This is a genomic window from Erythrobacter colymbi, assembly GCF_002155685.1.
GTDB classification, from domain to species: domain Bacteria; phylum Pseudomonadota; class Alphaproteobacteria; order Sphingomonadales; family Sphingomonadaceae; genus Erythrobacter; species Erythrobacter colymbi.
Window position 1 is genome coordinate 69334 of sequence record NZ_MUYK01000004.1, and the last position, 16902, is coordinate 86235.

Below are 16902 nucleotides of genomic sequence, written 5' to 3' on the forward strand. Positions count from 1 at the left end.
GCATGGGCGCACAACCCGCCACCCGCATCGACGCGCACTTCATCGCTGCGGGCAAGTATCACGATATCGATTACCCGCGGCTCGAGATCCTCAAGCTGCTGGCCGAGCATCCGCATATCCGCACCACCGTGGCGGCGGACTATTCGGGGCTCGAGCGGCTCGACCAGTGCCGCTTCCTCATCACCTACACCTGCGACCTTATGCCGACGCCGGAGCAGGCGCAGCAGCTGAAGGCATGGCTCGACAAGGGCGGCAAGTGGATGGCGCTCCACGGCACCAACTCGATCCTCGTCTTCACCGCCGAAGGCCTGATTGATGCACCCGACGAGCGGCCCGACGTGATGGAGATGCTCGGCACGCAGTTCGTCGCCCACCCGCCGATCGGCAAGTTCCCGGTCGAGGTGGTCAACAAGGATCACGAGCTGACCCGCGGAATTGAGGATTTCGAGGTGGTGGACGAGCTCTACCTCTCCAAGACCACCGCGCCGATCGAAACCCTGATGCAGACCACCTTCGAAGGCGAGGCGACCGGCTTCACCCACAGCCAGTGGGAGAAGACCACGGTTCCTATCGTTTATACGAGGGATATCGGCGCGGGGCAGATCGTATACAATGCGCTGGGCCATTGCCGAGGGCATTATGACCTGCCCGGCATGGCCGATTTCTACCCGCACAAGGAAATGTGCGCCTGGAACTACGACGTTTACTACGACCTGCTGCGCCGCACGATTGCTTGGGCGATGCGGGACGGGGATTGAAGCTGGCAGCGACGCGGGCGCGTAACTGCCGGATCGCAAGTGGGATTGACTAGAATGGATATGGACTTCTCCCCCGAGGATCTGGCCTTTCGCGAGGAAGTGCGTGCCTTCCTCGCCGACAACCTGCCCGAGCGGCTGCGCGATGGCGCCCGCCGCACACCGGGGGTGTTCGTGGAGCCCGATATCGGGATGGAATGGCACCGCATCCTCTACAAGCAAGGCTGGGTCGCCCCGCACTGGCCCAAGGAGGACGGCGGCACCGGCTGGACGCCGACGCAGAAGTTCATCTTCGAGAAGGAATGCGCGCTCGCCGGCGCGCCCGCTCTGGCGATCCTCGGCCTGCGCCTTGTCGGTCCGGTGATCTGCGAATTCGGCACGCCCGAGCAGAAGACGCGCTTCCTGCCGCGCATCCTTTCGGGCGAGGATTACTGGTGTCAGGGCTATTCCGAACCCGGCTCCGGCTCGGACCTCGCCAGCCTCAAGACCGCGGCGCGGCTCGATGGCGACGAGTATGTCATCAACGGCTCCAAGATCTGGACCACCCACGCCCATCACGCCGACTGGATCTTCGCGCTGGTGCGCACCGATGCGAGCGTGAAGAAGCAGGCCGGGATCAGCTTCCTGCTGGTGCCGATGGACCAGCCGGGCGTCTCGGTCACCCCGATCCATTCGATGTCGGGCGATCACGAGGTCAATGCGGTGTTCTTCACCGATGCCCGCACGCCGGTTGAGAACCGCATCGGCGAGGAAGGCCAGGGCTGGAGCATCGCCAAGTTCCTGCTCGAAAACGAGCGCGGCGGATCGTGCTACGCCCCGCGTCTGCTCCAGTCGATCGACCGGCTCGAGAACCTCGCCCAGACACAGCCCTCGGGCGTGAACGGTGCGCTGGCGCATGACCCGCGTTTCCGCGACCGCCTCGCCCGCGTGCGGCTCGAGGCCGAGGCGCTGGAGGTGACCGAGCTGCGCATCCTCGCCGAGCTCGCCAAGGGCAAGGCGCCCGGGCCGCAGACCTCGCTGGTCAAGCTGCTCGGCTCGAACATCGGCCAGAAGGTCGATGTGCTGCGGCTGGAGCTGCTCGGCCCCGACGCGCTGCAACTGCCGCTCGAACGCCCGCTCTACGGCAACGAGGCGCCCGAGCCGGTCGGCAGCGAATATGCCCAGACCGCGATGGGCAAGTTCCTCAACAACCGCGCCTCGACGATCTTCGGCGGCTCGGACGAGGTGCAGAAGAACATTATTGCGAAGACCGTGCTGGGGCTTTGAGAACCCATTACTTCGTCATTGCGAGCCGCCTCAGGCGGCGCGGCAATCCATGAACTGACGTTGCGGGTGGGCGAGACGGCAGTCCATGGATTGCTTCGCTTCGCTCGCAATGACGAAACAAGAGGACGCTGAGAAATGGACGCTTCGAAACTGATGTTCCGCGATGGCCTGATGGCGGGCGAGCGCATCCTCGTCACCGGCGGGGGCACAGGCCTCGGGCGCGAGATGGCGGAGGCCTTCCTAAAGCTCGGCGCCACGGTCTACATCTGCGGCCGTCGCCAGAACAAGCTGGACGAGACGGCGGCGGAACTCACCTCCCTGCACGGCGGCAAGATCGTCGGCATGGCCTGCGACATCCGCGATGCTGATGCGATCCACACGATGGTAGATAGCATCTGGGCCGATGGCGGGGCGCTCACCGGCGTGGTCAACAACGCCGCAGGCAACTTCATCAGCCGCACCGAGGATCTTTCGGTCAACGGCTTCAACGCCATCGCCGATATCGTGATGCGCGGGACCTTCTACGTCACGCTCGACATCGGCAAGCGGCTGATCGCGGAGAAGAAGAAGGCCAGCTTCCTCTCGATCCTCACCACATGGGTGTGGTCGGGCAGCGCCTTCGTGGTGCCTTCCGCGATGAGCAAGACGGCGATCAACGCGATGACGCAGAGCCTTGCGACCGAGTGGGGCCGGTATGGCCTGAGGTTCAACGCGATCGCCCCGGGGCTCTTCCCGACCAAGGGGATGAGCGCGCGGCTCCACCCCGGCGGCGCGGGCGGCAATTCGGGCAACAGCCTCAACCCGATGGGCCGCGCGGGCGAGATGCACGAACTCGCCAACCTCGCGGTGTTCCTGATGGGGCCGGGCGCGGAATATGTGAACGGCCAGACCATCGCGATCGACGGCGCGGGCTTCCAGGCCAATGGCGGCACCTTCTACCCGATGCTGAGCGCGCTCGGGGATGCCGAGTGGGAGCAGATGCGCGCCATGATCAAGGGCACGAACGAGAAGGACAAGGCTGACAGAACCGTCGGTTAGCCCCCCGCTTGTCATTCCCGCGAAGGCGGGAATCCAGCTCACTTCGGGGCTGACGGCTAGATAGCTGAATCCCCGCCTGCGCGGGGATGACGAGGGTTTTTACGTGACCGCCGCGCGCTGGTTGAACTCTTCGCGCCGCCACTCCCCGCTCGCCAACACCTCGGCGAGGTGGCGGGCGGCGGCGGCCATATCCGCAAAACTCAGGTAGGCGGGCGCGAAGCCCAGCCGCAGCACGTCGGGCGTGCGGAAGTCGCCGATCACGCCGCGCGCAATCAGGGCCTGGCAGATCGCGTAAGCCTCGGGGTGGCGGAAGGAGAGCTGGCTCCCGCGCTCGCCGGCGCGCGGCGGGCTGACCAGCTCGATCTGCACCTCATGCGCCATCAGGCTTTCGAGGAAGAACTCCGACAGCGCCTGCGACTTGGCATAGAGCCGCGCCGCGCCGATCTCGGCGATCAAATCGACCCCGATTTCGAGCGCCGCGAGGCCGAGCACCGGCGGTGTGCCGCACTGCATCCGCTCAATCCCCGGAGCGCCGGCATAATCGTCCGAGAAGGCGAAGGGTGCGGCGTGGCCGAACCAGCCGGTCAACGGTTGCTTGAGGCTCGCCTGATGTCGCTCGGCGACGAAGGCGAAGGCGGGTGCCCCCGGACCGCCGCACAGATATTTGTAGCCGCAGCCGACTGCGAAATCCGCGCCTACCGCGTTGAGGTCGACGGGCAGCGCCCCGGTCGAATGTGACAGGTCCCACAGCACCAGCGCGCCCGCCTCATGCGCCGCGCGGGTCAGGGCGGCCATGTCGAACAGCGCTCCGGTCTTGTAGTGGACATGGGTCAGCGTGAGCAGCGCGACATCGCCATCGAGCGCCTCGGCCAGCCGCTCGCGCTCCGCCAGCCGCCGCTCGGCGAGGCCCTGCGCTTCGAGGCCTGCGATCATGTAAAGATCGGTCGGGAAGTTGCCGGGCTCGGACAGCACCACCTTGCGGCCCGGGCGCATCTGGAGTGCGGCGGCGATCAGCTTGAACAGGTTCACGCTCGTCGAATCGCAGGCGATCACCTCGTGCGGCTGTGCGCCCACCAGCGGCGCGATCTTGCCCCCGATGCGGGTCGCCATGTCGAACCAGCTTGCCGTGTTCCACGAGCGGATCAGCCCCTCGCCCCACTCCCTTTCGACCACCTCTTGCACCCGTCCAGGGGTGGCCTTGGGTAGCGCTCCGAGCGAGTTTCCGTCGAGATAGATCACCCCTTCGGGCAGGATGAACCGTTCGCGATAGCTTGCCAGCGGATCGGCGGCGTCGAAATCGGCGGCGCGGGTTTCGGGGATCATATCGCGGTCCTGACGGTAAGCAGCTCGGGGAAGAAAGCCTGTTTCAGCACCCCCTCGAGATAGGGCACCCCCGGCGTGCCCCCGGTGCCGCGCTTGAAGCCGATGATTCGCTCGACGGTCTTCAGATGCCCGAAACGCCAGCGCTGGAAGTGGTATTCGAGATCGACCAGCTTCTCGGCGAGTTCGTAGAGATCCCAGTGCGCCTGCGGGTCGCGGTAGATCGCAGCCCATGCCGCCTCGACGCTGGGGTCGGCGACGTAAGCTGCGGCAGGATCGCGCGCCAGCACGGCAGCGTCGATGGCAATGCCCCGACGCGCCAGCAGGCGGATCGCGGCATCATAGAGGCTCGCGCGGCCAGCTTCCGCCTCCAGCCGCTCCGCCCAGTCGGCATTGCTCTTGTGCAGGCGCACATGCTTCCCGTCGCGCCCGCCGAGCATGAACTCCATCATCCGGTACTGCGCCGACTGGAACCCTGACGATGCGCCCAGATGCGGGCGGATCGCCGAGTAATCGTGCGGGGTCATGGTGCTGAGCACATCCCAGCTCTGGATCAGCTGCTGCTGCGCCCGCGCGACCCGGGCGAGCATCTTGAACGCGGGCCTGAGGTCGTCCGCCTCGATGCACGCGCGCGCGGCGGTCAGTTCATGCAGGCACAGCTTGAGCCACAGCTCGCTTGCTTGGTGGACGATGATGAACAAGAGCTCGTCATGTGCATCGGACGCAGGGTGCTGCGCTTCGAGAATGCGGCCAAGATCGAGATAGCTGGCGTAGGTGACATCGGCGCTCATGGCTGACGTCCCTAGCGCGCTGCGCCGCAGGAGGAAACTAGCCCTCGATCACCCGCGTCTCGGGATGGTGCTTGTCGATGTGCTTGAGCAGGATCCTGAGGTTCTTGGAGTTCGAGCGGAACACGAGGTCCGCCGCATCGCCGATGACCGGAATCGCGCCGATCGCGGTGTCGAACAGTACATTGGCACTCATCCGCGCGAGCTTCCACTTCGGCAGGCCGAGGTTCTTCGCCTCCCAGACGATATAGGCTCCCATCGCGGTGGTCACGACATCGCCGAGCACCGGCACGAGGCCGATGATCGCGTCGAGACCGACGGGCATGTTGACGCCCGGGATGGTGAAGCTGCGTTCGAGCAGCCGCTCCAGCAGGACGATGCGGGCGCGCACCGAGGCGGGGTCGGTGCCTGCGGGGAGCGCGAAGCGGATCGGTTCGGGGCGATCGGGCATGGGCTTGTCCATGCCTCCTATGTGGTGGGCTGCGAAAGCGGGAACAAGGGGTGGAAGCCCCAGCCGTTGGGCTGGTAGTTGCGGATCGAGCCGCGCACCAGCGACCAGCGCACGGGAACGCCGAGGGGGATGTAGACCTCGCGTTCGACCAACGCCTTATGGGCTTCGGCGAGCAGCTCCTCGCGGCGGGCCATATCGCGCTCCGACAGGGTCTGGCGCACGATCGCATCGGCCTTGGGCGCGCACAGGCCCGTGGCGAGCCCGCAGTTGAACTGGTTGAGATACCAGCGCGGTGAGGTGAAGCGCGCGAGCGTGTCGCGCAGCTCGAGATCGGCCGCCTCGCCGGGGCGCGCGCGGCGGGTGGTGACGCCGATGGTGCTCCACGCCTCGGCCAGCTGGCGCAACAGGAGGTCGCTGCCCGCCCCGCGCGGAAGAGCGACGCGCACCACCGGCTCGCGCCCCGGCCCGGCCCAGGCTGCGATGCGGGCCGCCGCAACCCGCCGTCGTTCCTCGATAGACGCGCCGTTCCAGCGATCCGGACCGTAGAAAGGCGCGCTGAAGGCATAGGGCGGCACGACCCACGTGCTCTCGCGCCAGCCGGACAGGCCGAAGCTCTGGATCAGGGCCTGCCGGTCGATCGCCATCGACAGCGCCTCGCGCCGTGCCGGATCGGCGAGCACGCCGGTTTCGCGCTTCACGATAAGGCCGAGCAGGCCGATCGTCGGATCGACCTGGATCGTCCCGCGCGACAGCGGCCCGGCCTCGGCCTTAGGGAAATCGACGATGGTGCCGCCCATCACCAGATCGACGTCGCCGCGCGAGAAGGCGGCGACTGCCGCCTCGGCCGAAAGCGCCCTGACTTCGACCGGGCGAGCGACGTCCTCCCAGTCCTCGCGCGCGGGCAGGCCGCGGGATTCGGGCGGCAGCGCCGCGAGACGGGCGCTCTTGTCCTTGTCGTCACGCGACAGCGCCATCGGCCCCGCCCCGCTGCCGTTCTTGGCAAAGCCGAGTTCGGGCTGGGCGAGCACGCGCAGGAAATCGGGCATCGGCGCGGTCAGCCGGACCTCGATCACGCGCCCGGTCATCGCCCGGATATCGCGGACCTTGGCCAGATCGAGCCCGAGCGAGGTGCCTTGCGTGCGGCCGATCGCCTGGCGCAGCTGCGCGCGGACGTCCTCGGCGGAAATCTCCTCGCCGCCCGGCCACTGGCTGTCCCGCAGGCGGAAGATGTAGCTCAGCCCGTCGTCCGTCACGATCCAGCGTTCGGCGATGGCGGGGACGACCTGGCCGGCCTGATCGAGCGCGACCAGCCCTTCCTGCGTCGCGGCGCGGATGTGCTGGGCTGCGGGCGAGAGACGGATGCCCTGCTGGAACAGGCTGTCCGGCGCGCCAATGATCGCCACTTCGAGCGGCCCTCCTCCGTTCGAGGGCCCGCAGGCGGACAGCGTCAGCGCAGCAATCAGGGGCAGCCAGAATCGCATCGGCCTCTGCCTAGCAGGTTGATCGGCAGCGGTCAGCTTGCGGGACAGCACGAGGCATGCGCAGTGCCCCGAAAATGCAAGGGTCAGATCTTGCGCAGCGTGTTCGGCTGGGGCGGAGGCGGCGCGCGGTGGGCCCAGGAGGGCTTCACGATCGCCGCAGCCGGATCCTCGACGCCCTGAAGCGGACGCCGCGCCTTCTGCGAATCGATTTCCTCGTCGAAGGCGACGCCGAAGCGGTTGTCCTGCACCCAGGCCACCGTCCCGCTGACCGCACCGACGTTGCGCAGCTCGACCGTGACGCGGTGCCCGCGCTGCACGCGCAGCTGGCCCTCACCCATCATCCCGCCATCCGACAGGTTGCGCACACGCACGCGGTGCGCCTCGGCGTTCTGTTCGACGCGAATGTCAGCCAGCAGAAACAGGCTGTCGCGTGCGACACTTCGTGTCTCAACCCCCGTCATCTTCCGGATCGCCTCCTTCGTCGAACATAGCGCGCCGCAAACCGGCCGATGCAACCTATGCCTTGCCGAGCGTGCGCGCCACCGGTGGTGACGCATTCGCGGTTAACGCGAGGTAAAGTGCGCCCTCCGCAACCCCTGCTTGTTGCAGGGCGTCCCACCGCGGCACAGATCGCCGCGGGGGCGTTACCGGTCAGTCGTCGCGCGAGACCTTTTCACGGCGTTCGTGTGCTTCCTGCGCCTCGACCGTCATGGTCGCCACAGGACGCGCGATCAGGCGCCGCAGGCCGATGGGATCGCCGGTGACCTCGCAATAGCCGTATTCGCCGGAGTCGATCCGGCACAGCGCGGCGTCAATCTTTGAGACGAGTTTGCGCTGGCGGTCACGGGTGCGCAGTTCGATGCCCCAGTCGGTCTCGCTCGAAGCGCGGTCGGTGAGGTCGGCCTCGCGGATCGGCCCGTCCTGCAGCGATTGCAGCGTCTGCCCCGCCGCGGAGTGGATCGAACGCTTCCATTCGATCAGCAGCATCCGGAAATAGGCCTGCTGGCGGTCGTTCATGTATTCTTCGTCCTCGCTCGGCACGTAATCCGGCGCGAGCAGGCGCTTGGCCTTTTCGAGGACATCGATATCGTCAGACGCGGTGGTGGGCATCAAGCTCTCTCATCCCCTGTGCCGCTGGGGAGACCATCGCGTCCTGACGCCTTGAATTTTTTCATTGGCTCACTTGGTCCCAGCAAGCGGAAAGCACTGCGCCGCCTATAGGGAAGGCCCCAAATCCGCACAAGCGGCTTTGGCAAGCCAGCGGGGCAAAAGACGGAGCGTGAATCGCGTTAACCAATTTTTGACCATAATGGCCGAGCTCTCCGGTTACAGGAGGGTCGCTCGGGGGCGATCCGGTGAATACGGGGACCGGATATGACAATCATTGCAATCGGAGCGAATGTTTCACGCGAAACATCGGGCGAGGACGTGCTTGGAGCCTGGCTGGCGGAGGCTGGACGGGGTCAAGCGGGGGCCTGCTTTGACCTGGGCGTGGCTTTCTCGACGGGTAGCAACGGCGCGGACTGCGATCTGATCGAAGCCCACAAGTGGTTCAACCTCGCTGCCGCGCGCGGTCACGAGGAAGCGGCCCATTGCCGCGCCGACATCTCGGAAGAGATGACCGCCCGCGAAATCGCCGAAGCCCAGCGCCGCGCGCGCCAGTGGCTCGCCGAAGGCCGCCTGCGCGCCGCCTAGGCCTTTCTGAACGGCGTGCGGCTGCCGAGGTAAAGCTGGTCGCTCGCCACCCCGGCGCGTTCGCGTTCGAGGAAATCGGCCACCGCCGCGCGGAAGCCCGGATCGGCGATCCAGTGCGCCGACCATGTCTGCACCGGCTCGTACCCGCGGGCGAGCTTGTGCCCGCCCTGCGCGCCCGCCTCGACCCGCGCGAGGCCGCGGGCAATCGCGATGTCGATCGCCTGATAGTAGCACAGCTCGAAATGCAGGAAGCGCACCTCGCGGGTGCAGCCCCAGTAGCGCCCGTAGAGTGCCTCCTTCCCCACGAAGTTCAGCGCCCCCGCAATCGCCTCGTCCCCGTCATAGGCGAGGATCAGCACGATCCGCTCCCCCATCCGCTCGCCCAGCAGGCTGAAGGCCTCGCGCGTCAGATAGGGGCTACCCCACTTCCTTGCGCCGGTGTCCTGATAGAACACCCAGAAAGCGTCCCAGTGCTCCTCGCGGATCTCGGCGCCGGTCAGGTGGCGGATGGTGAGGCCCTGGGTGGCGGCCGCGCGCTCCTTCCGCAGGTCCTTGCGCTTCCTTGACGAGAGCGCGCCGAGGAAATCGTCGAAGGTTGCATAGCCGCGGTTGAACCAGTGGAACTGGATGTCCGAGCGCGGCAACCAGCCCGCGTCCTCGAACATCGGCAGCTGCGCGGGTTCGATGAAGGTCGCATGGGCGCTCGACAGCTTGTTCTGGAGGCACACCGCCTCGGCGCCCTTGAGCAGATGCGGCGCGAGGGCGGGGTCGGACAGCAGCAGGCGCGGCCCCGTCGCCGGGGTGAAGGGCGCGGCGATCTGGAGTTTGGGGTAGTAGCGCCCCCCTGCCCGGTGCCATGCGTCCGCCCACGAATGGTCGAACACATATTCGCCCTGCGAGTGCCCCTTGGCGTAGGATGGCAGCGCGGCGAGCAGTCCGCCGGCGGCGTCAGTGATGGCGATGGGAGCAGGTTCCCAGCCGGTCCCGCGGCCGACCGAACCCGAATCCTCCATCGCGGTCAGGAATTCGTGCGAGACGAAAGGATTGTCGTTGCCGCCGAGCGCGTTCCACGCGTCGCGGTCGAACGCGCCGACCGAGTCTGCGATGCGGACGGTCAGCTCGGGCCCGGGTGCCTCGGCGCTCACGCCAGCCCTTCCCCTTCGGCGATCAGCGCATCGGCAAGGGCGAGCCCCTTCGCGCGGGTCTCGGGCGAGCGGACGGTCCAGGTGAGCAGCACTCCGCCCCGCGCGCGCCACGCGGCGGCTTCGGGCCGGTCGAGGTCGCGCACGTCGATCGCGAGGAAATCGGGCTGCGCGGCGGCGAGCACCTCGGGCTTGCGCCATTCGCCCTCGAACCCGTTTTCATAGGAGTCGGTGCCGACCAGCCCGCGGGTAACGTCGGGCGCATTGCCCATGAACCACATCGGGACACGGGGATCGAAGCTCATAACCGCAACGTCACCCCGATAGGGCGCCAATTGCTCAGCCACGACGCGGCACGAACGCTCGACATCATAGCCGGGCAGCGACTTCACCTCGATCAGAAGCGGCACCTGTCCGCCCACCTTGTCGAGGAAGGTCGCAAGAAGCGGGGGGCGCTGATCGGTGCCCATCAGGTGAAGCGCCGCGACCGCCTCGGCGGTGTGCCGGGCGACCATGCCCTCGGCGCCCGTCAATCGCGGCAGGTCCCAGTCGTGGAACACCAGCGGCACGCCGTCTCCGGCCAGCTGGATATCGCACTCGATCCCCATGCCGCGCGCAATCGCACCCTCTGCTGCGGCGAGCGAATTCTCGGGCACCTCCGGACCATGCAGACCGCGGTGGGCAAATTCCCACTGCGTCAGCCAGTCCGGAGCGCGCCTTGCGGTCATGCCTTGAGCGCGACCACCGCGTCGACTTCCACCGCCGCGCCGCGCGGCAGGGCGGGCACGCCCACGGCGGCGCGCGCGTGCTTGCCCGCCTCGCCGAACACCTGCTCCATCAGGTCCGATGCGCCGTTGGCGACTTCGGGCTGGTCGGTGAAGTCGGCGGTGCAGTTGATGAAGGCGCCGAGCTTCACGATCCGCTCGACCTTTTCGAGCAGGCCCGCGGCTTCCAGCTGCGCGACGATCATGAGACCGCAGGCACGCGCGGCGGCCTGTCCGGCCTCGACCGAGACGTCGTCACCCAGCCGGCCCTTCACCACCTGCCCGTCCACGAAGGGCAGCTGGCCCGAGACGTGGGCGAAACCGCCATGCACCACCACCGGCACATAGCTCGCGACCGGCGCGGCGGCCTTGGGCAGGGTGATGCCGAGTTCGGCGAGTTTGGCAGCAACAGTCATGTCTCAGTTCTCCAGTCGTTCAAGCAGCCACGGCAGGGCTTCGTCCCAGCGGTCGATGCGGGCTTCGGCGTGGCCGGCCTTGTGGGCGCAATCAATGGCGTGGGCGATCATGGGTTCGCCGCACAGGTGGAGCCGGGTCACGTGCGGGGTGACCTCGGCAACGCTCGCGTGGTGTTGGGCGAGATCGTCGATGAACAGCGCCTTGGTGGGCGCATATTCCTCGATGATCGCCTTCAGCGCCGGACCCTTGGGGCCCTGGTTGGTAAACACCCGCGCGTTGATCCCGACCTTGGCGAGCTGCTCGGCGCGCGCGTCGCGGTGGTGGTCCACAAGGTTCGTCAGGATCACCACATCGGCCTTCTCGGCCAGCGTGTTGATCCCCTCGACCGCGCCGGCAATCGGCATCTGCGAATCCATCTCGTTGTCGAAGAAGAGGCGCAGCATCTTCCAGATATCGGGCGGGGCCAGCAGCTCTCCGGTCGCCTGCCAGCGCAGCGCCTCGGCGAAATTGTGGCCTTCGAGGTGGAAGCTGACGCCTTGGCTCGCCTCCAGCCAGTCCTTGAAGGGAGCGACCATGTGCAGCAGCACTTCGTCGCAATCGGAGATGATCAGGGGGCGGGTCATGCTTGGAGAGCGTCCTTGGCGGCGACCAGTTCCTCGGGCGTGACGGCAAGCGCCTCGGCCGCGCGGATCAGATCGGGTTCGTGATTGGCGAGAAATTCGAGCGCCGAGGCAAGGATCATGGGATCGCCCAGCCCGGTGCGCAGAGAATCGGGATCGAGCCCGGTCAGTTCAAGGTAGCGCGCGGCGCGATCCTCGCATTCCAGCACCCAGCCGAGCGCGGCGAGCGCGAGAACCTGCGGGTTGGCGGGCTCGGATGCGGGACGATGCGGGATTGTCCTGTCCTTCGGCAAGGGGTAATCGGGGAGCACGGGTGGCAAATCGGGGCGTTCAGTGACAAAGCGGATCATGGTTGTCGAGGACAATGACCTCAACCGGAAATTGTTCTGCGACGTGCTTCGCGCCAACGGGTTCGAGGTGGAGCCGGTGGCCGAGGGCGACAAGGTGCTCGACACGGCGCGCGCGGTGACGCCCGATCTCATCATCATGGACATCCAGCTGGGCGGCGTTTCGGGCGTCGACCTGATCGAGGCCGCCAAACGCGACAGGCGGCTGTCGGGCATTCCCGTGCTGGCGGTGACGGCCTTCGCCGCCAAGGGCGACGAGGAGCGCATCCGCGCGGCGGGGGCGGAGGGCTATCTCTCCAAGCCCGTGTCGATCGGCCCCTTCATGAACGCGGTGAACGCGCTGGTCTGATCTACGCGGGGCGGAAATTCATCCGCCATTCATCGCCGGACTGCTAGTTTTATCTAACAAAAATAGCAGATTAGGGGATGCGGGTTTGGTTGCGCGTGCTTCCGTCATGTTTGCTCTGGGTTCCGCTCTGGCGGCCCTGCCGGCGCTGGTGGCGGCGCAGGAGCGCGAGATTCCTCCGCCCTCCTCCGACATCACCGAGATCGAGGTGCTCGGCCAGCGCGAGCTTGCGCGGCAGGTGTTCAAGCAGAACCTCGAACAGCTCACCGCCCCGCTCTCGGTGACCGACACCATCCCGCGCTTTTACCAGCCGCTGTGCGTCGAGGTCGCGGGGATCGCGCCCGACCAGGCGCGCGTCGTGGCCGAGCGGATCACGCGCACTTCGCTCGAAGCCGGCCTCCCGCCGCCGCAGGAGGGATGCCGGACTAATGCGCTGGTGATCGTGGTCGATGATCCCGAGCGGATGTACGACACGCTGGTGAGCACGCGGCTCGATCTCGTCGGCATCCTGCCCTTCCGCGATGTCCACGCGCGCCGCCTGCGGGACGATGTGCGCGGCGGCAAGCCGGTGGTGTGGTGGAACGTGCTTGGCGCGGCCAACAGCCAGGGGTCGAGCTTCAACGACCTCGGCCTCGCTGTGGCACCCGATATTGCCGCAACGCGCACCACGGCTGCGCTCTACCGGCCGAAGACGCTGTCGGTGGTGATGTATGACGCCGGCCGGCTTGGCGGGGCGACGCTCGACCAGATCGCCGATCACGCCGCGCTCCACATCCTCGGCACCCCGCGCCGCCAGATCGCCTTCGATGCAGTCGACGTGCCCTCGATCCTGAGCCTGTTCGCGGATGAACCGGGCACCGCCCCGCCCGCGCTCACCGACTTCGACCGCGCCTATCTCAAGGGTCTCTACAACCTCGGTCCGGGCGCTTTCCAGTCACGCGTGCCGCGTTCGGTGGTCGCCGCCTATGCCGCGCAGTGCGAGGCGCAAGGGAGCGATTGCCGCATCCGTCTGCGCAACTGACGCGCCGGGCGCGGGGTGCTATGGCCCTGCGCAAAGCGGCGAAAGCTTGACAAGCTGCATCATCCGCCGCTTTGCAGCCGTAGCTCCGGGCGTGTGCCCGCCGACCAGACGAAAGCTTCCGCCCCATGACCCCCGCAGACGTTGACGCCTCCATCCGTACTCTCGTCGAGCCCTTCAACAAGAAGGGCATCGCCATCGAGGACGCGACCACCTTTGCCGGCGATCTCGAATTCGACAGCCTCACGGTGATGGATTTCGTCGCCGCGATCGAGGACGAGTTCGACATCATCATCAGCATGAACCAGCAGGCCGAGATCGAAAACTGGGGCCAGCTCGTCGCGGCAGTCCACAAGCTGCAGGATAGCTGATAAGGGCCTTCCCCATGACTGACACCATCGCCCCCGTTCAGCCCGTCGACCTGCTGGCGAAGTTCGACCCGATCATTCAAACCCGCGAGCAGCTGCTTGCCGCCGGGGTGGAAGACCCGTTCAACCTCGTGATGGAGAAGGTGCTCTCGCCCACCCGCGCGATCTGCAACGGGCGCGACACGATCCTGCTCGGCACCTACAACTACATGGGCATGACATTCGACCCCGACGTGATCGCGGCGGGCAAGGAAGCGATGGAAACCTTCGGCGCGGGGACCACCGGGAGCCGCGTGCTCAACGGCACCTTCCGCGACCACCGCGATGTCGAGGCGGCGCTGCGCGAGTTCTACGGGATGGACCACGCGATGGTCTTCTCGACCGGCTACCAGGCCAACCTCGGCGTGATCTCGACGCTGGCGGGCAAGGGCGACTACATCATCCTCGATATCGATAGCCACGCCTCGATCTGGGATGGCTGCAAGATGGGCGACGCCGAGGTCGTGCCGTTCAAGCACAACGACGTCGAAGCGCTCGAGAAGCGCCTCAAGCGCGTCCCCGAGGGTGCCGGCAAGCTGGTGGTGCTCGAAGGCGTCTATTCGATGATGGGCGATGTCGCTCCGCTCAAGGAAATGGTGCGCATCTCCAAGGCCCACGGCGCGATGGTGCTGGTCGACGAGGCCCATTCGATGGGCTTCATCGGCGAACACGGCCGCGGCGTCGCCGAAGAGCAGGGCGTGCTCGACGATGTCGACTTCATCATCGGCACCTTCTCCAAGAGCGTCGGCACGGTCGGCGGCTTCTGCGTCTCGAACCATCCGAAGTTCGAAGTGATGCGTCTGGTGTGCCGCCCCTATGTCTTCACCGCCGCGCTGCCGCCCGCGGTGATGGCGAGCTCGGCCACATCGATCCGCAAGCTGATGCACGGCAGCAACAAGCGCGCGCATCTGTGGGAGAACAGCCGCACGCTGCACAAGGGCCTGCGTGACCTCGGCTTCAAGCTCGGCACCGAAACCCCGCAGAGCGCGATCATCGCCGTCATCATGCCCGATCTGGAGCGCGGCGCGATGATGTGGGAGGCGCTGCTGAAGGAGGGCCTCTACGTCAACCTCGCCCGTCCCCCGGCAACGCCGGCCGGCATGACCCTGCTGCGCTGCTCGCTGTGCGCGGAGCATTCCTCCGAGCAGGTGCAGACGATCCTCGGCATGTTCGAGCGCGCGGGCAAGGCGATCGGGATTATCTGACGAAAGCGCGCAAAGGCGGTTGCCTTTCGCTTAGGCGCGGATAATTTGCCCCTGTATTTCAAGGGGTCGCACGCCATGTCATTCGTCTCTCCCGCTCGCCGGACGTTCCTTGTCGCGTCAGCTGGCGCGGTGGCTCTTGTTGTGAGCGGATGCGGCGGAGGTGGCGGAGGCGGGGGCGGCGGCTCAGTGGCCAACCGCGCGCCGCAGATCACCTCGGCCGGCACGGCCAGCATCACCGAGAACGCCACCATCGCCCTCAACCTCGCCGCCAGCGATGCTGATGGCGATGCGGTCAGCTTTGCTGTCACTGGCGGCGCTGACGCGGGCGCCTTCACCGTCAGCGGCGCCAGCCTCACCTTCCGCAACGCAGCCGATTTCGAGCGGCCTGCCGATGCCGGCCGCGACAATATCTACAACCTTACCATCGAAGCGCGCGACGGCCGCGGCGGGATATCGAGCGCCGATCTGGTGGTCACTGTCACCAACAGCAAGGAAGGGATCGCCGTCACACGCGTGGCGAGCGGGTTCTCCAACCCGGTCGGCCTCGGCCAGCTGCTCGTCATCGGTGCGCCTGCGGGCAAGATCGCCCTGGCCCAGACCACGGGCGAGATTTTCGAGGTCGACGGCACCACCGGCGCGCGCACGCTGCTGGCCGATATCTTCGCCAGCCGTCCGCGCGGGCGGGTACTGGCAATCACCTATTATTCGCGGCCGAGCAATTTCTACGGCGGATTGCATGCCGTGGTGCAGGAGGCTGACGGGCGCGTGTTCGTGCAATGCTATACCCGCTCCGCGCTGGACGAAACTGAAGTGATTCCCAGCGGATCGGCGCTGGTTTCGGCGGCGATCTTCTCCGGCCCGGTGCGCGGGTTGCCGGGCGGCGATCTGCATATGACCCTGTCGGACGAAGGCGGCACCTTCACCCAGAACCCCGCCTCGCCGCTCGGCAAGCTGATCTTCCTTCAGGAGAAAGACCCCTTCGCCGGGGCCTCTACCACGCGCGCAGGTTATAACGTGCAGGTGATCGGCACCGGCATCCGCCGCTCGGGCGGGGCAGGGGCGGTGAATGGCGAGATCCTGCTGAGCGATCAGGGCGCGTCGATCGAGCACGAGCTCACCTTCTTCCTGCCCGACGCGCGCCCGCTCGACTTCGGTTGGCCGGGGCGCGAAGGCACGCAGGGCATCGGCACCAACCCGCCTGCCGCGATCAACGGGCCCAAGATCGCCTACGGCTTCGGCACCGGCCCCGATCAGGGCACGGGGGTGATCTTCGGCGGGCTATATCGCGGGCCGATTGCCGATCTCGACAACCGCTTCGTGTTCGGCGACCGCAGCGGCGCATTCTGGTCGGTGCGGTTCAGCGATCTCACCACAAATTTCCTGCTCGGCCCGCCGCAGATGGACCGCCGGAGAGCCGATTTTGCGCCGAATGCCGGCGCGATCGAAGCCCCGGTGGCCTTCACGACTGACGATCTGGGGCGGATGTTCATTCTCGACGCCGACGGCGAGCTGTTCCGGATCGACGCCGCCTGACCCGCGCTCATTGGATGGAGATGATTCCGTCCACCGCGCGCCATTCCTGCGGGCCGATCAGGTGCTTGTGCGCCACCCGCACCGAATGCAGCACCGCATCGATTTCCCGCCGCCAGAATGACAGGAACCGGTCGAGCTCCGGGAACTGGGGCGCGACGTCGTATTGCTGCATCACGAATTGCTGCAACAGGCTGCGGTGATCGGGCATGTAATAATGGATTTCGACCGTGGACAGGCCATAGCCTGCCATCTGGGCCAGGAACGCGCGGTCCGTCATCACTCCTCCTCACACTTCCAAGAAGAAAAGCT

General features: G+C 66.7%; 21 protein-coding genes. 9 read left to right on the top strand and 12 right to left on the bottom strand.

The features are described 5' to 3' along the window. Window positions 1-2 precede the first annotated feature (2 nt). The 3 genes from BZF57_RS09865 (at window position 3) to BZF57_RS09875 (ending at window position 3059) form a co-directional block, all read left to right on the top strand. Entirely contained in the window at window positions 3-758 is a 756-nt protein-coding gene (locus tag BZF57_RS09865; protein WP_086737300.1) for a ThuA domain-containing protein, read from the top strand. A gap of 54 nt (window positions 759-812) precedes the next feature. Beyond that, window positions 813-2021, top strand: a complete 1209-nt coding sequence (locus BZF57_RS09870) for an acyl-CoA dehydrogenase family protein (protein WP_086737302.1) — start codon at window positions 813-815, stop codon at window positions 2019-2021. A gap of 135 nt (window positions 2022-2156) precedes the next feature. After that, window positions 2157-3059, top strand: coding sequence for an SDR family oxidoreductase (locus BZF57_RS09875; protein WP_086737304.1), 903 nt, complete (start codon window positions 2157-2159; stop codon window positions 3057-3059). 99 nt (window positions 3060-3158) lie between these two features. Here BZF57_RS09875 and kynU read toward each other — a convergent pair whose 3' ends face one another. From kynU to dksA, 6 genes are all read right to left on the bottom strand, one after another. Then, window positions 3159-4382: a kynureninase gene (gene kynU, locus BZF57_RS09880; protein ID WP_086737306.1), complete on the bottom strand. Its 1224-nt coding sequence runs from the start codon at window positions 4380-4382 to the stop codon at window positions 3159-3161. Further along, complete coding sequence (locus tag BZF57_RS09885; RefSeq protein WP_086737308.1) at window positions 4379-5170, bottom strand: tryptophan 2,3-dioxygenase; 792 nt, start codon at window positions 5168-5170, stop codon at window positions 4379-4381. Before BZF57_RS09885 ends, kynU begins: the two co-directional genes overlap by 4 nt. A gap of 37 nt (window positions 5171-5207) precedes the next feature. Beyond that, window positions 5208-5630 carry a DUF4112 domain-containing protein gene (locus BZF57_RS09890; RefSeq protein WP_086737310.1) on the bottom strand — a complete coding sequence of 141 codons (423 nt, stop codon included), beginning with the start codon at window positions 5628-5630 and terminating at the stop codon, window positions 5208-5210. A gap of 5 nt (window positions 5631-5635) precedes the next feature. Then, window positions 5636-7099 carry an ABC transporter substrate-binding protein gene (locus BZF57_RS09895; RefSeq protein WP_086737312.1) on the bottom strand — a complete coding sequence of 488 codons (1464 nt, stop codon included), beginning with the start codon at window positions 7097-7099 and terminating at the stop codon, window positions 5636-5638. An 83-nt stretch (window positions 7100-7182) separates the two neighbouring features. After that, window positions 7183-7560, bottom strand: a complete 378-nt coding sequence (locus BZF57_RS09900; RefSeq protein ID WP_086737314.1) for a PilZ domain-containing protein — start codon at window positions 7558-7560, stop codon at window positions 7183-7185. 190 nt (window positions 7561-7750) lie between these two features. Next, window positions 7751-8209, bottom strand: coding sequence for an RNA polymerase-binding protein DksA (gene dksA, locus BZF57_RS09905; RefSeq protein ID WP_086737316.1), 459 nt, complete (start codon window positions 8207-8209; stop codon window positions 7751-7753). Between the two features lie 264 nt (window positions 8210-8473). Between dksA and BZF57_RS09910 the strand changes: the two genes are divergently transcribed. Then, a complete protein-coding gene (locus BZF57_RS09910; RefSeq protein ID WP_086737318.1) occupies window positions 8474-8794 on the top strand; it encodes an SEL1-like repeat protein in 321 nt (106 codons plus the stop codon). Here BZF57_RS09910 and BZF57_RS09915 read toward each other — a convergent pair. Genes BZF57_RS09915 through BZF57_RS09935 form a run of 5 tightly spaced genes read right to left on the bottom strand, consistent with a single transcriptional unit; the run spans window position 8791 to window position 12087 of the window. Further along, window positions 8791-9939 carry a GNAT family N-acetyltransferase gene (locus BZF57_RS09915; RefSeq protein ID WP_420810189.1) on the bottom strand — a complete coding sequence of 383 codons (1149 nt, stop codon included), beginning with the start codon at window positions 9937-9939 and terminating at the stop codon, window positions 8791-8793. The genes BZF57_RS09910 and BZF57_RS09915 overlap by 4 nt on opposite strands. Further along, complete coding sequence (locus tag BZF57_RS09920; RefSeq protein WP_086737320.1) at window positions 9936-10664, bottom strand: glycerophosphodiester phosphodiesterase family protein; 729 nt, start codon at window positions 10662-10664, stop codon at window positions 9936-9938. The genes BZF57_RS09915 and BZF57_RS09920 overlap by 4 nt, the downstream gene beginning before the upstream one ends. Continuing rightward, on the bottom strand, window positions 10661-11116 hold the full coding sequence (locus tag BZF57_RS09925; RefSeq protein ID WP_086737322.1) for a RidA family protein: 456 nt from the start codon (window positions 11114-11116) through the stop codon (window positions 10661-10663). The genes BZF57_RS09920 and BZF57_RS09925 overlap by 4 nt, the downstream gene beginning before the upstream one ends. Window positions 11117-11119: 3 nt before the next feature. Next, on the bottom strand, window positions 11120-11740 hold the full coding sequence (locus BZF57_RS09930; RefSeq protein WP_086737324.1) for an HAD family hydrolase: 621 nt from the start codon (window positions 11738-11740) through the stop codon (window positions 11120-11122). Beyond that, window positions 11737-12087, bottom strand: a complete 351-nt coding sequence (locus BZF57_RS09935; protein WP_240505937.1) for a DUF3572 domain-containing protein — start codon at window positions 12085-12087, stop codon at window positions 11737-11739. The genes BZF57_RS09930 and BZF57_RS09935 overlap by 4 nt, the downstream gene beginning before the upstream one ends. Here BZF57_RS09935 and BZF57_RS09940 point away from each other — a divergent pair. The 5 genes from BZF57_RS09940 to BZF57_RS09960 all read left to right on the top strand — a co-directional run bounded on the left by BZF57_RS09940 (window position 12071) and on the right by BZF57_RS09960 (window position 16593). Continuing rightward, window positions 12071-12433 (top strand): response regulator, encoded by a 363-nt coding sequence (locus BZF57_RS09940; protein ID WP_086737326.1) that lies wholly within the window; start codon window positions 12071-12073, stop codon window positions 12431-12433. The genes BZF57_RS09935 and BZF57_RS09940 overlap by 17 nt on opposite strands. Window positions 12434-12539: 106 nt before the next feature. Beyond that, window positions 12540-13451: a hypothetical protein gene (locus BZF57_RS09945; protein ID WP_086737328.1), complete on the top strand. Its 912-nt coding sequence runs from the start codon at window positions 12540-12542 to the stop codon at window positions 13449-13451. A gap of 125 nt (window positions 13452-13576) precedes the next feature. Next, window positions 13577-13819, top strand: coding sequence for an acyl carrier protein (locus BZF57_RS09950; protein WP_086737329.1), 243 nt, complete (start codon window positions 13577-13579; stop codon window positions 13817-13819). Window positions 13820-13833: 14 nt separating this feature from the next. Then, window positions 13834-15060 carry a serine palmitoyltransferase gene (gene spt, locus BZF57_RS09955; protein WP_086737331.1) on the top strand — a complete coding sequence of 409 codons (1227 nt, stop codon included), beginning with the start codon at window positions 13834-13836 and terminating at the stop codon, window positions 15058-15060. A 186-nt stretch (window positions 15061-15246) separates the two neighbouring features. Continuing rightward, window positions 15247-16593 (top strand): cadherin repeat domain-containing protein, encoded by a 1347-nt coding sequence (locus tag BZF57_RS09960; RefSeq protein ID WP_086737333.1) that lies wholly within the window; start codon window positions 15247-15249, stop codon window positions 16591-16593. Between the two features lie 7 nt (window positions 16594-16600). On the opposite strand, the gene BZF57_RS09965 is transcribed toward BZF57_RS09960, so the two are convergent. Further along, window positions 16601-16870 (bottom strand): usg protein, encoded by a 270-nt coding sequence (locus tag BZF57_RS09965; RefSeq protein ID WP_086737335.1) that lies wholly within the window; start codon window positions 16868-16870, stop codon window positions 16601-16603. Window positions 16871-16902: the final 32 nt, after the last annotated feature.